This is a genomic window from Pseudoalteromonas luteoviolacea S2607 (assembly GCF_001625575.1).
Classification (GTDB): domain Bacteria; phylum Pseudomonadota; class Gammaproteobacteria; order Enterobacterales; family Alteromonadaceae; genus Pseudoalteromonas; species Pseudoalteromonas luteoviolacea_E.
Window position 1 is genome coordinate 80,009 of sequence record NZ_AUXV01000067.1, and the last position, 15,757, is coordinate 95,765.

Here is a 15,757-nt window from a genome sequence, read left to right on the forward strand (position 1 = left end):
CTGTTTGACTTACATGCTTTATGTCTAATCAATCTTTGAACCAAATTGAAAAACGCGCTGCATTTTCATTGGCAGGCGTATTTGCATTTAGAATGCTTGGCCTTTTCATGTTAATGCCGGTATTGGCTGTGTATGGAACTTCTTTAGAAGATGTTTCGCCCCTGTGGATAGGGCTAGCAATTGGCGCATATGGATTGACGCAAGCTTTGTTGCAAATCCCTATGGGGTGGTTATCAGATAAGTTTGGACGTAAACCTATTATTATTACAGGGCTCATTGTGTTTGCACTTGGCTCTGTCATTGCTGCGATGGCGGAATCCATTTATTGGGTAACATTCGGACGTGCCCTACAGGGCATGGGGGCGATTGCCAGTGCATTGTTAGCTCTTGCCTCCGATTTAAGTCGCGATGAACAGCGGCCTAAAGTGATGGCTGTCATTGGCATGTGTATAGGTTTAAGTTTTGCGGTGGCTATGCTTTTAGGTCCCATGGTTGCGGCAGCTTTTGGTATTTCAGGAGTTTTCTGGCTGACTGCTTTGCTCGCGTTAGTGGGTATTGTCATTGTCATGTTTGTAGTCCCAAATGCAGTGCACAAAGCCCCAAAAGGTGACACGGTTGCGTCCATGGCCGACATTAAAAATTTAATCAAGCACCCTCAGTTATTGCGGTTGGATGTAGGCGTGTTAATGTTGCATTTGACCCTAACTACATTATTTGTGGTATTACCTGCAAGACTCATTGAAGAAGGGTTGGCTGCGCCTGATCATTGGCAGATATACATTCCCGTTTTAATACTGGCATTTGTTTTGATGGCGCCTATGATGATTGTGGCGATAAAGAAGCAAAAAGAAAAACAGGTTTTCTTGGCTGCAATTGCCGCATTGAGTCTCAGCGCACTGATGCTGGTTTGGCTATCCAATTCCTTGATAGGCATTGCTACTGCAATGACTGTTTATTTTATTGCATTTAATTTTTTAGAGGCCACTATGCCAGCGTTGGTTTCTCGAATATCACCAGCGACTCAAAAAGGGTCTGCAATGGGAGTATTTTCGTCTGGACAGTTTTTGGGTGCATTTTTAGGTGGTGTGTTAGGTGGTTACCTAGCCCAAAACTATGAAGTGAATTCTGTATTTGCTGCGGCGGCAGGAATTGGGGTAATATGGCTGTTTATTGCATGGCGCATGCAAGTCCCTCCACGTAGTAAAGCACTGAGCTTTGTAACGGAACTCAATAAATCTCAGCATGCACAAGCACTTGCTGATAAACTGGTCTCATTACCAGGCGTGCTAGAGGCGACTGTGGTCAGTGAAGAAAATCGCGCTTATCTAAAAGTGGATGAAAGTAAATTTGATTTAAACCAAGCGAAACAGGTTTTATCTTCTTAAAGCTTTAAAATTACATGTTTGTTCGCAATATAGTGAACATTATGTACTCAGGCAGATAAGTAAAACTTAGTAACGTTTGTAATTGTGTGAGGAGAGGGTGCCATGGCACGCGGTGTGAACAAAGTAATCTTGGTTGGTAATTTAGGCCAAGACCCAGAAGTACGTTATATGCCAAACGGAAACGGTGTGGCAAATATCAGTATCGCAACGACAGACAGTTGGAAAGATAAGAATACAGGTCAGCTTCAAGAGCGCACCGAATGGCACAGAGTAGTGTTATTTGGCAAGTTAGCTGAAGTTGCTGGTGAGTATTTACGTAAGGGTTCTCAAGTATATATTGAAGGCCGTTTGCAGACTCGTAAATGGACTGACCAAAGTGGTCAGGAAAAGTATACCACTGAAATTGTGGTAGACATGGGTGGTCAAATGCAGATGCTTGGCGGTCGCAATGAGCAAGGCGGACAGTATCAGTCTGGTGGTAACCAAGGTGGTTATGGTCAGCAGCAAGGTGGTTATGCGCCACAGCAAAATAATCAGCAGCAATATGGTCAACAGCCTGCAGCACAGCAAGGTGGTTTTGCGCCACAGCAACAAGCTCCGCAGCAAAGTGCGCCACAACAGCAAAGTAATAACTTTGGTGGACAGCCTCAACAAGCGGCTCAGCCACAAAGTGGGCAAGCGCAGGGTGGACAAGCACAAGGTGGCTTCGCACCACAGCAAGGTAGTGGCAGTGCTTCCAACCCTATGGAGCCACCAATCGACTTTGATGACGATATTCCGTTCTAAACGCGCTTGTTTAGGACAGAAAAGAAGAGAATTAAAAAGCCCAGCAATAGCTGGGCTTTTCTTTATTATGGTATCTCGGTGTTTGTGGGTGTTGGCAATCTTTTCACTTTGCCTATCTTCTTCATTCATTCTTTTTGGTGTGAGTTTATCTAAAATTATATTGCATGCTATATCAGCAGTTTTGCTGTTTCTTCTCCCCCCTTCCTTGAGTTTTGCAATAGATTGAACAAAACTTTAGACAGAATCACCAATGATAGTTCGTTACTATGCTTCATTTTGCGCTTTTAGATGATACGCACAAGCGAGGGTATTTACTCTTGTTGGTTTGGTGTGTCATGGCGCTGCTAGGCAATTTGAGCGTCATACACTTAACTAATTCATGGGTAACAGAAGAATCTAAGCGCTTGTCGGCTCAACTCTCAAACTATGTAGAACCTATTCACAACTTAGATGTACATAAAGAAGCGCAGCGCTTTGGGTTTAGTCTGGAATCATCAAACCATTTTCCTTTATCTTGGCTGTCTAAGCAGCATAAGCTTGAACTTGCTGAACAACAAATCACTTTATATCCGAATGCGCTAGTGCTGAAGGGAGTTTACAGTGGAGTGTGGTTAAATGGCGCGCTGTTGTTGCTAGGGTTGTTGGCCAAAGTCGTCAGTGGAGGGGCCCGTTCTAAGCAAAGAGAGCGAGAGTGTGACAAAATTCAACATACAAAGCGCCATGGTAAAGCTCCAAGTGCACAGGAATTAATTTTACCAGTGAGTACTGGCCAGCAGGTTAACATGTTTGCGATGTTTAAATGGCGCTGTGAGCTACCAAAGCACATCGAACCTCAAAGCCATTTTAGCGTGACACTCGCCAAGTGTTTCAATAAGTATCGTTATTGCTCTGCGAAATACTTATCTTCGGGTGCATTGGCGGTTACTTTATCTTCTTTAAACAAAGAGGAAGTGGAGCAAACTATTAAACGGTTGCATGAAGTGGTTTATCAGGCGCTATTGGCTTTTCGAGGCGACTTGTCTAGAAGTGCTGTCAAATGTGGAGCATGCTTTTACAGCGAAGGGGCTGACCAAACACAGGTATATCAGATTGCAAGGTCGTCTTTAAGTGTGGCGCAAAATCACGTGTGGCAACACATACACATGTTGCCTTTAAATAGAACATTGGCAGAGAGTTTATTAGACGCAGAGTCTAATGTGATCGATGACATCAAAGCTGGTCGATTTGTGTTGTTTTTTCAGCCTTTATTTGAATTTAAAACACAAGATGTGATTCAAAGTGAGGCGTTATTGCGGGTACGACACAAAACACTGGGCTTAATAACTGCTGGGCAGTTTATTCACAAAATCCACCGCAGTGAACACTTAATTGAATTAGACAAAGCGATTGTACAGCAGGCGCTTAAAGTCCTTAGTAAAGAACCTAAAGGTTTTACTGTCAGTGTAAACTTGCATGTGGTTAATTGGTCGAGTAGTGAGTTCTTAAACTGGCTCATCGCTATCCTCAAAGAGTCGGGACGTGCAAAGGATGTCACACTCGAACTTATGATCTGTGATTACTACCAGCATCGCAGTTATTTTGAACAGTTTTTTGATGCGCTTTCACCACTAGGAGCAAGCATTGTATTGGATCATGTAAATGGAGCTTTGGATATTGTATCTTTGCAAAAAGTGCATAATATCGTGGGGATTAAGCTGGCATTTGAATTGATCCATGATATTCAGTCCAGTGCCAAGCGCAGAGCGGTTGTGAAGCAAATAGTGAATCAAGCTAAGCAGTTGCATGTCCCTGTATATGCCGTGGGGGTTGAGACTCAAGATGAACTGAACTGTATAAAACGTTTAGGTGTAGATGGCGCACAGGGATATTATTTTAGCGCACCACTGCTTGAATTAGAGAATAGTCTAAATTAACTTGCGATAACGAAGGCCATCTAAGCCTTGCAAACCCCCTGTATGGATGGCAATTATCTTACTGTTAGTTGGGAAGTAGTCTTGTTCAATTAATTGCCACAAGCCAAACATCATCTTTCCTGTATAGATTGGTTCAAGTGGGAGGTGATATGTACGTGCCATCATCTGACAAAAGCGCCACAGTGTCTCACTGAACTTACCATAGCCGCCATCATGAAAGTCATGCAGCAATTGCCAGTTATCATACGATGCAGCTTCAGGGTTGAGTTTTAATATTTCTGCCTGTAAGTATTCAGCGCCTTTTAACACACTAAACCCTAGCAGTTGGGTTGTACTGGGCAGCCCATTTAAGAGGCCTGCAAATGTGCCCCCACTGCCAACGGCGCAGCACACATAGTCGCTTTGAGGGAGTGATTGCGCGAGCTCTTGACAACCTTGTAGGGCAAATTGATTACTGCCACCTTCCGGTACAATAAACGTGTTTGGAAACTGCTTCTCTAAGTCTTCAAGGTAATTATTGTCATATCTCTGTCTGTATTCTAACCTTGTGACAGCATGCAAGTGTACACCGCAGGCTTTTGCGAGGCGCAGTGTTGGGTTCTGTAAATCAAGTAGTGGTCCTCGTACGATAATATGTGCGGGGATTTTGAAGAGTTTACTCGCCATGGCGGTTGCATAAAGGTGATTAGAAAAAGGGCCTCCAAATGTGAGTAAAGCTTCATTTTTACGCCTTTTTAGCTCGAGCAAATTATGCTTCAGTTTACGCCATTTGTTGCCTTGTACCGTTGGGTGTAAAAGATCATCTCTTTTGACCAATAATTCAACCCTTTTAGCTGTCAGTAAAGGGTGGTGAATACGTTGAACTGGAGACTCTAGGTGATTGGAATTGAACATCAGATTTTAGAATTCTCTGTAAATAGGCGCTTTGAGGTTATTATTTCATGAAAATGTGCAGAGAACACTGGTAAGGATGTGACTATTAGTTGTAAACTCAGATATTAATTGTACAAAGCTTGTGTTTTACTTCGTAAGTACATAGCATTAAGCATTAAAACATCAAAAATAACAAAGACCAAAACAACTGCCGCTGTTGGGAATGGAATATATGCGAATTGCTCCTTTATCTCTTTTTGTCTCTGCCGCCTTATTGTCTGTAAGTGTTTGGGCACAAGATACTGCGACTGTGACAGCTATCGAGTCAGAGCGCTCTGAAAAACAAGCTGAGTTAGACAGATATACTCAGATTTTAGATAAGCATGTGGCTGAAGAAGCCCGTTTACAGGCACAACTGGAATTACTAAGAAATAATTCAAGTGAGCTTGATAAAGAAAAAAATCAAGCACTAGATGCAATGAATGATTTGTATCGTCGTTTGATCGACGACCCATCTATCGATATTTCAGCTGCTCAGCTGAGATATCAGCAATCTGTAGCGGATCATAAATCTAACAAAGAAGACATCGCGATGCAGTTAGCGGCCATAGCATCGCACCGCAAAGACATTGAGCAGATTCGCGTTAGCAAACATACTTTAGTCAATACGATTGCCAGTTTAAGAGACCAATTGAGTACCGCTCGTGTCGAGCGTTTGCGCAATGAGTTTACTCGTGAAGGCACATTAGAAGTTGAGCACACCATTAACTGTAAGCGCACCGAAACGTTGGCTGCGTGTGAGCAGCGAGGGCAACAGCTTGGTCTACAAAAAGCAACAAAGCGTTTTATTGATCAGATCTTTGCTAACCTAACAGAGCAACGCATTGTTGAGCCGAAAAGACACATGGCGGGCGCGCAAGTTCAGGTTGTTAGCAGTCATGTGGTAGGCAGTGCTTTTAGTGGTCAAGGTAATTACAGTGTCAATCTAAGTGTGACAATGCGCGGAGATGTGAATAATAGTCGTCTCTGTGGGCTTTTGTCTCTGGATAACAGGTTCTGTAGTGAATATGGTACGCCATTGGCGGTTGGTTATCAGGCGAGCTATCCAACAACATTTAGCGATAGCCAGCTAACATTTACCGATGAAGTTGATAAGTCGGATCGTAATGTGCCCAGTATTACCGCATTACAGCCTAAGCCTGAAATAAAATCACAAGTTATTCAACAGGCGCCGAAAGAAAGACAGGTTGATTTGACACTGCGCTCAAATGTTTATGATGATGAAGTATTTATTGATGGTGTGAGTTACGGTTCTACTAAGCTTGTTGTCAGTGTTCCGCTTGGTTCTTATGACGTTGAGATTCGTAAATTAGGTTATGAGTCATATAAAGCTAAAATTGATGTACGCAGAGCACGAACGATCAATGCAAAGCTAATAAAAAAGCCTGAGTCGATTGCTGCACCGACACCAACAAGAGAGCAACAGAGCACACCCGTTTCAGTAGTAAACAAAGTATCCCCTAACTTGGTTGATAATAAGGTGGTCATTATTCCAGCCGGTACTTTCCAAATGGGTGATTTGACTGGAAATGGTTTAGCCAATGAACGCCCTGTTGTAGAAAAGGTGTTGAGTCACTCATATGCAATGCAAAGCAAAGAAGTGACAGTTGCAGAATTTAGACAGTTTATTTTGAGCACTGGCTTTCAAACGGAAGCAGAAAAAGGCAATGGCTGTGCACATTACAAAAACGGTGAGCCGATATGGGAAAGCGAGTACAACTGGGACAAGCCTGGTTTTGAACAAGCTGATAACTTCCCAGTGGTATGTGTCACATATGAAGATGCTAAAGCTTATGCTAATTGGCTTTCAGGTGAGAAAGGCATTCAATATCGCTTACCAAATGAAGTTGAATGGGAATATGCAGCGCGTGCTGGCACAAGCTCTGAATACCCTTGGGGTAATGAAATTGGCAGAGGCTTAGCTAACTGCGGTTGGTGCGGAAGTGATTGGTCAAATAAAAGCCCTTCGCCAGTAGGTGAGTTTTCACCAAACAATTATGGTTTGTATGACACCGTAGGTAATGTGTGGGAATGGACGCAAAAGCGCGCATCACAAGACGATGTAACAGTAAGAGGCGGAGCGTGGAACTTCGCCCCAAGCTTAGCGAGAGTGTCAACTCGATTGGCTCTAGCGCCCGACTTTAGAGCCAACTACATCGGTTTTAGATTGGTTCGAGAAAGATAATTTATGTGCTCGAAGAGCGCATATTCAGCCAAAGTGCAGTTAGCATTTTGTAGACTTAATTATTTCAGCCGTGGCGTTATCGACACGGCTTTGTTAAAAGAATTCTTTAAGGTTACCCAGCCTCATGTTTAAAAAGCTACGCGGATTATTTTCTAATGACTTGTCTATTGACTTAGGCACGGCAAACACCCTGATTTATGTAAAAGAAGAAGGCATCGTACTTAATGAGCCTTCAGTGGTTGCGATTCGTCAGGAAAGGGCCGGCGGACCAAAGAGCGTTGCTTCTGTTGGAACAGCAGCCAAGCAGATGCTAGGTAGAACACCTGGCAATATTAAAGCGATTCGTCCGATGAAGGATGGTGTAATTGCTGATTTCTATGTGACTGAGAAAATGCTGCAGCATTTTATCAAGCAAGTACACAACAACAACTTCATGCGCCCAAGCCCGCGCGTGCTTATTTGTGTGCCATGTGGCGCTACACAAGTTGAGAAACGTGCGATCCGTGAATCTGCAATGGGAGCTGGTGCCCGTGAAGTGTACTTAATCGAGGAGCCTATGGCTGCTGCGATTGGTGCCGGATTACCCGTATCTGAAGCGACTGGTTCGATGGTTGTTGATATCGGCGGTGGTACAACTGAGGTTGCAATCATCTCATTGAATGGTGTTGTTTACTCTTCTTCTGTTCGCATTGGTGGTGACAAATTTGATGAAGCAATCATAAACTATGTGAGACGCAACTTTGGCAGTTTAATAGGTGAAGCGACGGCTGAGCATATCAAGCATGAAATTGGCTCAGCGTTTAAAAGTGAAACACCTATTGAGATAGAAGTGCGTGGCCGAAACTTAGCTGAAGGGGTGCCGCGTTCATTTACTCTCAACTCGCACGAAATTTTAGAAGCACTACAAGAACCGCTTATGGGAATTGTGAGTGCAGTTATGGTCGCGCTTGAGCAATCTCCGCCAGAACTTGCTTCAGATATCTCTGCACACGGTATGGTATTGACTGGCGGTGGTGCACTACTCAAAGATTTAGATCGCTTATTAATGGAAGAAACTGGCATCCCAGTTGTGGTGGCTGATGACCCACTGACTTGCGTAGCGCGTGGTGGTGGTAAAGCGCTTGAGATGATTGATATGCATGGCGGCGACGTATTTAGCTACGACTGATGAATTTACTGTTTGGCCGAAGTGCATCTTTACAACTGCGACTTACCGTCGCAGTTGTGCTTAGTATTGTGCTCATAATTGGAGACCGCTACACCTCGGGTGGCACGTTTGTTCGGACGACACTCAATACCTTAGTCAGTCCCGTGTTATATGCGGCTAATGTGCCATATGAACTCTTCAATTCAGGGGCCAAGAGCTTAAATACACGCGATCAGTTACTTCAAGAAAACGAAGCTTTGCGATCAAAACAATTACTGCAAAGCGAACAGTTGCAACAGTATCAATTTCTATTAAAAGAAAATGTTGAGCTAAGAGCCCTGTTAGGCGCTTCTTCTCGTCAATCACATGCCCGTCAAATTGCGCAGGTCCTATCCGTACGCTCTAATCGTTACAGTCACCAAGTGGTTATTAATAAAGGGGCTATCGACGGTGTTGCAGAGGGGCAAGCGGTCATAGATGAGTTGGGCCTTGTAGGTCAGCTTACACAAGTTGGTACGACAACGTCACGTGTACTGTTGATGACTGACACCACCCACGCTACACCAGTTCGTATATTACGTAACGACGTGAGCATGGTTATTGAAGGAATTGGCAAAATAAATTTAATGCAATTGGCGCATGTTTCGCACAGTTTAGATATCCGCATAGGAGATATTTTGGTGACATCTGGCTTGGGGGGAAGGTTTCCTGAAGGTTACCCTGTGGCGGTTGTTACCGAAATAGACCGTGATGAGGGGCTGCCGTTTGCGAAAGTCTACGCGGAGCCTATTGCACAATTAGACCGAATTCGTTTGTTAGTCATTTTAGGTGACGGAACAGAAGGGGATGCTAATGAGTCGTAGTTTTTCCCTAATTGCATTTAGTGTATTTTTGGCTTTGATTATGGCATTGATGCCTCTGCCTTTTTCTCTAGAGCCATTTAGGCCAGATTGGGTACTCTTGGTTTTGATGTATTGGTCAATCGCGATTCCACATCGTGTCAATATTGGGTGGGCTTGGTGCACAGGCTTAATTATGGATTTGGCCGTAGGCTCACCACTTGGAATTAACTCTTTGACCTACTCTGTGTGTATTTACATTACAGTGAGTAACTTTCAAAAGCTACGCAACTTCTCTCTATGGCAGCAGGCTATGTTGATAGGACTGTTTTTAGCCTTGTATCACTTGCTACAGTTTTGGTTAAACCATTTCTTATTAGATATTTATTTTGATCCAGCCTATCTTTGGCCGGCACTCGTAGGCATGTTTTGTTGGCCTTGGATTTTTCTATTGCTCAGAAAATATCGAAGGCATTTTAGGATCCGTTGATGACTGTTAAATTATATTTGGCTTCTGCCTCTCCACGTCGTAAAGAGTTACTTACCCAGCTAGGCTACGATTTTAAACAATTTTCTGTCGACGCTGATGAAACTCAATTCGCTGACGAGACTCCAATCACTTATGTTGAACGCTTGGCTAGATTAAAAGCGCAAAGCGGTGTTAAGTCGGGGTATCAAGATAGACCCGTACTTGGCAGTGATACAATTGTTGTGTCAAATGGTGTGGCACTTGGCAAACCTCAAAACGAGGAAAATTTTAAAGCGATGATGGCGATGTTGTCAGGCAGTACACACCAAGTAATGACTGCTATCGCACTTGCAGACAGTCAACGAGTGCTTAGTAAAACTGTGATTACAGAGGTGACATTTAAACCTTTGTCTGAGCAGGAAATAAACGCATATTGGCAAAGTGGCGAACCGCATGATAAAGCTGGAGGATATGGGATCCAAGGTCTTGGCGGTCGATTTGTTAGCCAGTTAAAAGGTAGTTATTTTGCAGTAGTCGGACTACCTTTATATGAAACAGATGAACTAATTCAAGCATTTATGGCGGGCTGAGATGAGTAGCGAATTATTGATCAATGTAACACCAAGTGAAAGTCGTGTAGCCTTAATTGAAAATGGGGTTTTACAAGAAGTTCAGGTCGAACGTGTCGGAAACTTGGGCATTGTCGGCAACATTTATCTTGGTAAAGTGAGCCGTGTCCTGCCTGGGATGCAAGCCGCTTTTGTGGATATAGGACTAGAAAAAGCAGCATTTTTACATGCTTCAGACATCGTAAGTAGCGCTTCAATTGAAGAAGATGTTGACGAGCAACCGGTTAAAAAAGTCCAAGATATCCGTGAATTGGTGAAGCAAGGCCAGTTTATAATGGTGCAGGTGGTAAAAGATCCCATCGGGACCAAAGGGGCTCGCTTAACAACAGATATTACTATCCCTTCTCGTTATTTAGTGTTTATGCCTGATGCAACGCATGTAGGTGTTAGCCAGAGAATAGAAACCGAAGAAGAGCGCAACCGTCTCAAAAAAATTGTGGCTCAATACAATGATGAAAATGGCGGTTTCATTGTCAGGACTGCGGCAGAAGGTGCCGCTGAGGCCGAGCTTAAACACGATGCGGAGTTCCTCAAAAAACTTTGGCAAAAGATAGTAAACAAGCGTCGTAAAACCAGTAAAGCGAGCATCTTGCATGAAGATTTAACGCTTGCATTTCGAACCCTGCGTGATTACGTGGGTGAAGATATGGAACGCATTAGGGTAGACTCTAAATTAACCTATCAACAGTTAAAATCATTTACTGAAGAATTTGTTCCACAGCTTTCTGAGACCCTAGAGTACTACCCCGGAGAGAGACCAATTTTTGATTTATTTGATGTTGAGGCAGAAATTCAAAAAGCCTTACATCGTAAAGTTGAACTGAAGTCTGGAGGGTATCTGATCATTGACCAAACAGAGGCAATGACCACGGTCGACGTTAATACAGGCGCATTTGTTGGCCACAGAAATCTTGAAGAAACGATTTTTAACACCAATGTTGAAGCAACTTCTGCTATCGCGCGTCAGCTTAGGTTAAGGAACCTTGGCGGTATTATCATTATTGACTTTATAGACATGGTGTCTGATGAGCACAAGCGACGAGTGTTACATTCTTTAGAGGCTGCATTAGCGAAAGATCGAGCTAAAGCCAATATTAATGGTTTATCAGCACTAGGTCTTGTTGAAATGACACGTAAACGCACCAGAGAAAGCTTAGAGCATATTCTGTGTGATGTGTGCCCATCCTGTTCCGGTCGAGGTTCTCTAAAAACAGTTGAAACAGTATGTTATGAGATTTTACGTGAGATAGTTCGGGTTAATCGTGCATATGATGCTGATAAATTCATGGTCTATGCATCTGCGGCAGTCAGCGAAGCGCTCGTCAATGATGAGTATCATAATTTAGCTGAGTTAGAGTTATTTATTGGTAAGCAAGTAAGTATCCAAACTGAGAACTTGTATAGCCAAGAGCAGTTTGATGTAGTAATGATGTAGGCCCATATGCAAGCCAAAACTATATGCTTCTTTTGTGTGAGAAAAGTTTGGCAGGTGTTCGCCGTGACACTGGTGACGCTTGCTGTACTTGTATCATTGCTGAAGCTGACGTTACCCTACGCAAATGACTATAAAAGTAATATTGAATCTCTGATCTATGAACAGCTTAATGTTGAACTAAGCATTGGCTCAATCAGCGCAAGTTGGCAGGGAACTGGTCCTGCGTTGCTGTTAAAGGATGTAAGCTTTGAAGATAATCAAGCGTCACCTATCTCAGTGCAAATTGAAAGCACCAACCTACAGGTCAATGTTGTTCAATCTATCAGGCAGTGGCAATTAGTTTCTAACTACTTTGTTTTAGATGGTTTCAAAGCCAACATTCATTTAGATAAATTAGAGTTGGGTGATAGCTCTGGTGAATTTGAACAACAAGCATTGATTGAAGGGTTGTTTCTTGGCGATACAGGCCACTTTTCGGTTCAAAATAGTGAAATACACCTTTTTTCGAATACGCAAAAGCGACACTCTGTACTAATCCAAGATATGGTATGGCAAAACAGTGAGCTAGCACACCATGGGGAAGGCCGGCTCGTTTTACCTAACCTGTCTCAAGGTAGTCTAGATACGCTGGTTCGCTTAGAGGGTAAAACCTTAAACGACATTGGTGGTGAGGTATTTTTACAAGCTAGGGAGCTCAATGTTCTAGAGCTTATCGATGAGCATCTTGATGAATCCCGAGAAGCGCTTAGTGCGAGCATTAACGGACAGCTTTGGGCAAAACTAGAGAAAGGCAAAATTGGCAATGTCCAGCTGCAATTTGAACCAAGCTATTTAAAGTGGCAATCGGCAGGCGAAGATAATAAATTAGGTCTGGATAGTGGTCAATTGAGGCTACTAAAGCATCCTTCAGGATGGCGTTTAAACAGCTCAGAGCTGTACTTTAGCCATGGCGAAAGAATATTCGAGCCAGTGTTGCTGCAAGGCGAATGGCAAGACGATACAACGCAGCTTTGGCTCAAACAGTTTAATCTTGAACTCGTGATGGGCGCTTTATCATTGACGCATTACGACTGGGCAAGTCAACTTGTTAAAAGCAATATTGAAGGTCAATTAACACAGTCAAAAGTTTCTTGGCATCCACAACAGGGCCTAAATGTATGGGGTACTCTCTCTTCTCTAGGTTGGCAAGAGTCTGAATTAGCTCCTGGTTTTTCTGGGTTAGGCCTTGAATTTCACTGGCTGGCAGGTCGTGGTGTTGTGAGTTTAAATGCACATCGACAGCAGCTGGTAACAGGTCCCCGATTTATCGAACCGATAGAAATTGAAGAGCTCAATGGCGACATTCATTTTTGGAGTGACGAAAATGAGTACTGGCATGCTGAGTCTAATAATTTGTGGTTGAGTAATTCAGATTTGAGTGTTGCGCTAGAGTTTCATACTCGCTTGTTTGAAGAGCCTGAGTTAGACCTTTACGCTGAAGCATATGGCGGGGATGCTCGCATAGCGGGGCGTTATTTTCCTCTAGAGCTAATGCACTCGAATTTAGTTGAGTACCTCAACAAAGGTATTTTGGCTGGAAATAATAAAGGTACCCAAGTCTTGGTATCGGGACCACTGAAAGATTTTCCATATAGAAGCACGCATGGTCAGTTTGAGGTGCTCGCCGATATTCAAGATGCAGAGTTTTTATTTGCGCCTGATTGGCCAAGTATTCATAGTGCTGATGTAACATTGCATTTTATTAATGAGCGTATGGACATCACGACTCGTTCTGGACAGCTTGCAAATCAGCATATTCAAGGTGATGTTGCGGTCCGCTTAGCTGATCTCGAGCAGGCTGATATTTTAACGGTCGATATTAATCAAACCACAGAGGCGTCTTCGCTAAAGCCGTTTTTCGCTCATACCCCCATCGCAGACCCTCTGGTCGATGTGTTAGATGTTGTACAAGGACAAGGTTCAGTAGCTGGAACTGTTGGGCTCGAAATAAACTTAGAGAGTTTAGATGTGCTGGCTAGAGGGCGTGTGAAATTTGCAGACAACATCATTCATTTAAATCAGCCAGGAATGACGTTAAAAGGGGTATTCGGAGCGCTTACGTTTACTGATGATGATATTACTTTTGAAGGTGGGCAAGGGACTTGGCTCGACATGCCTTTATCGTTTTCTGTAAAAGGTGGGGGGGATAAACAAGGCTATTTGGTTAACGTTGACACCTCAATGCTGATATCTTCCGATAAATTATTGCCATATGGCCATGGTATTATGGATGGCTTTATCGAAGGACAGACCCAACTCAATACCAACGTGACATTAAACTTTGAAGAAGCTGGGTTTAACTACCTAGCCAGTTTTCAAACTGATTTAGATGGTGTTGCGATAAGTTTACCGCCCCCCTATAAGAAAGTATCTACATTACCGCGTATATTATCTGGAGAAGTTAGAGGTGATGATATCTCGAACCTTATCACGGCAAATTTCGACAATAATCTATATTTCAATGGGATTTTGAATAATCAAAATGGTCTATTGGATAAAGCGCATTTAGTTGTCAGCGAACAAAATCGGGGATTGGACAATTCGGGCTTTGTCGTCACGATAGAACACTCAGAGCTAGCGTTGGAACCTTGGTTTGATTTTATAGACCGTATAATCGAAAAGAGCACGCAGCCTAGTAGTGAAGAGCCTGGGATATTACCTGCACTCAATGAGATCCGTGCCAACCTTGGCCAATTGAAGGTCGGCGGATTGCTTTTCAATGATTTTGAAATGCGTATGACACCAGACGAACAATCCTTGAAAATGCGTCTGACGGGTAAAGAGCTTAGGGCACAAGTACTCATACCAAATCAGAAAAGTAGTGACCCAATACAAGTTCAAGCCGATTATTTACGACTAAATTCACATAAAGAAAGCGAGGAGCATGTTGAAGATATCAGCCCTCCACTTTCTGAGCAGCAATGGCTTGCGAAAATTCCTGCGATTGAGTTTGGCTGTGATGATTGTCGCTTAAACCAATATCAACTAGATAGAGTGAACTTGTCGATGTTCGGTGATGGTGAGCGCCTAAACATTACAACTTTGAGCATAGACAAAGGTGCACATACATTAAGTGCCAAAGGTAGTTGGCAAGGTGGTGTGTCGCAAATAATGGGTAATTTAAGTAGCGCTGATTTTGGTGATTTGATGGAAGAGTTTGAGATCACTTCAACTGTAAAAGATTCCCAAGCAAACATAGACTTTGATTTACAATGGCAGTCCGCACCATACGATTTTCAGTGGCCAAGTTTGGGGGGCGAGATTCAATGGCGTCTAGGTGAGGGGCATCTGACAGATATTAGCGATCAAGGCGCGCGCGTTTTCTCCTTGTTGAGTTTGGACTCTCTGGTTCGTAAATTAAAATTAGATTTCAGAGATGTTTTTGCCAAAGGCTTTTTTTATAACCAAATGGAAGGCAGTCTGCAATTAGAAGATGGCATAGCCTATACCAATGACACAAAAATGGATGGCGTGCCAGCTGACTTGAGTATTTCAGGTTATGCCAATTTAAAAACACAAGAAATCAACTATGACTTAGCAATTGCGCCTCAAGTGACGTCCAGTCTGCCAGTGATTGTGGGGTGGATGGTAAACCCTGTAACTGGGCTAGCGGCATTAGCGATTGATAAAGTGATTCACTCAGCTCGAGTCATATCAGAGATTAATTTTAAGGTCACTGGGACAATGAAAGAACCGATTGTTACCGAAGTAGATCGCAAGAGCCGCGAAGTGACAATCCCAGGGGCAAGCAAGCCACCTGAAGACACGCCGCCAGAGCCTGAAAGCCCTGAAGCACAAGAGCAAAATGATACAGACAAAATACAGCAACAAGACGGTGATAAGGCGCAAGTAAAGCCCGACAGTCTAAACGAGGTCGAATTACCCATGAAGAAGTTACCGTTGGCTAGTCAAAAGAGTGAACATACAAGTGACGATGGTAAGGTAAACCGAGGGCCGCGCGGGTAAAAGGTTCATTTGTATTGGCTTTAATTACGAA

At 43.3% G+C, this 15,757-nt stretch carries 11 protein-coding genes; 10 read left to right on the plus strand and 1 reads right to left on the minus strand.

The window, feature by feature from the left end; translation table 11 throughout:
• The first annotated feature begins 20 nt into the window (after nucleotides 1-20).
• The 3 genes from N480_RS20585 (at nucleotide 21) to N480_RS20595 (ending at nucleotide 4,084) form a co-directional block, all read left to right on the plus strand.
• The gene (locus tag N480_RS20585) at nucleotides 21-1,385 is read left to right on the plus strand and encodes an MFS transporter (protein ID WP_063374327.1); all 1,365 of its coding nucleotides are present in this window, start codon (nucleotides 21-23) and stop codon (nucleotides 1,383-1,385) included.
• A gap of 102 nt (nucleotides 1,386-1,487) precedes the next feature.
• Complete coding sequence (gene ssb, locus N480_RS20590; protein ID WP_063374328.1) at nucleotides 1,488-2,171, plus strand: single-stranded DNA-binding protein; 684 nt, start codon at nucleotides 1,488-1,490, stop codon at nucleotides 2,169-2,171.
• 266 nt (nucleotides 2,172-2,437) lie between these two features.
• The gene (locus N480_RS20595) at nucleotides 2,438-4,084 is read left to right on the plus strand and encodes an EAL domain-containing protein (RefSeq protein WP_063374329.1); all 1,647 of its coding nucleotides are present in this window, start codon (nucleotides 2,438-2,440) and stop codon (nucleotides 4,082-4,084) included.
• Here N480_RS20595 and N480_RS20600 read toward each other — a convergent pair.
• The gene (locus N480_RS20600) at nucleotides 4,076-4,978 is read right to left on the minus strand and encodes a 1-aminocyclopropane-1-carboxylate deaminase/D-cysteine desulfhydrase (protein ID WP_063374330.1); all 903 of its coding nucleotides are present in this window, start codon (nucleotides 4,976-4,978) and stop codon (nucleotides 4,076-4,078) included. The genes N480_RS20595 and N480_RS20600 overlap by 9 nt on opposite strands.
• A 211-nt stretch (nucleotides 4,979-5,189) precedes the next feature.
• Between N480_RS20600 and N480_RS20605 the strand changes: the two genes are divergently transcribed.
• The 7 genes from N480_RS20605 to N480_RS20635 all read left to right on the plus strand — a co-directional run bounded on the left by N480_RS20605 (nucleotide 5,190) and on the right by N480_RS20635 (nucleotide 15,726).
• Entirely contained in the window at nucleotides 5,190-7,202 is a 2,013-nt protein-coding gene (locus tag N480_RS20605; RefSeq protein ID WP_063374331.1) for an SUMF1/EgtB/PvdO family nonheme iron enzyme, read from the plus strand.
• A gap of 124 nt (nucleotides 7,203-7,326) precedes the next feature.
• Complete coding sequence (locus N480_RS20610) at nucleotides 7,327-8,370, plus strand: rod shape-determining protein (RefSeq protein WP_010376642.1); 1,044 nt, start codon at nucleotides 7,327-7,329, stop codon at nucleotides 8,368-8,370.
• On the plus strand, nucleotides 8,370-9,212 hold the full coding sequence (mreC, locus tag N480_RS20615) for a rod shape-determining protein MreC (RefSeq protein ID WP_063374332.1): 843 nt from the start codon (nucleotides 8,370-8,372) through the stop codon (nucleotides 9,210-9,212). The genes N480_RS20610 and mreC overlap by 1 nt, the downstream gene beginning before the upstream one ends.
• Complete coding sequence (mreD, locus tag N480_RS20620) at nucleotides 9,202-9,678, plus strand: rod shape-determining protein MreD (protein WP_063374333.1); 477 nt, start codon at nucleotides 9,202-9,204, stop codon at nucleotides 9,676-9,678. Before mreC ends, mreD begins: the two co-directional genes overlap by 11 nt.
• Complete coding sequence (locus N480_RS20625) at nucleotides 9,678-10,247, plus strand: Maf family protein (RefSeq protein ID WP_063374334.1); 570 nt, start codon at nucleotides 9,678-9,680, stop codon at nucleotides 10,245-10,247. Before mreD ends, N480_RS20625 begins: the two co-directional genes overlap by 1 nt.
• A 1-nt stretch (nucleotide 10,248) precedes the next feature.
• Complete coding sequence (gene rng / locus N480_RS20630; RefSeq protein WP_063374335.1) at nucleotides 10,249-11,721, plus strand: ribonuclease G; 1,473 nt, start codon at nucleotides 10,249-10,251, stop codon at nucleotides 11,719-11,721.
• A 6-nt stretch (nucleotides 11,722-11,727) separates the two neighbouring features.
• Entirely contained in the window at nucleotides 11,728-15,726 is a 3,999-nt protein-coding gene (locus tag N480_RS20635; RefSeq protein ID WP_063374336.1) for a YhdP family protein, read from the plus strand.
• Nucleotides 15,727-15,757 lie beyond the last annotated feature (31 nt).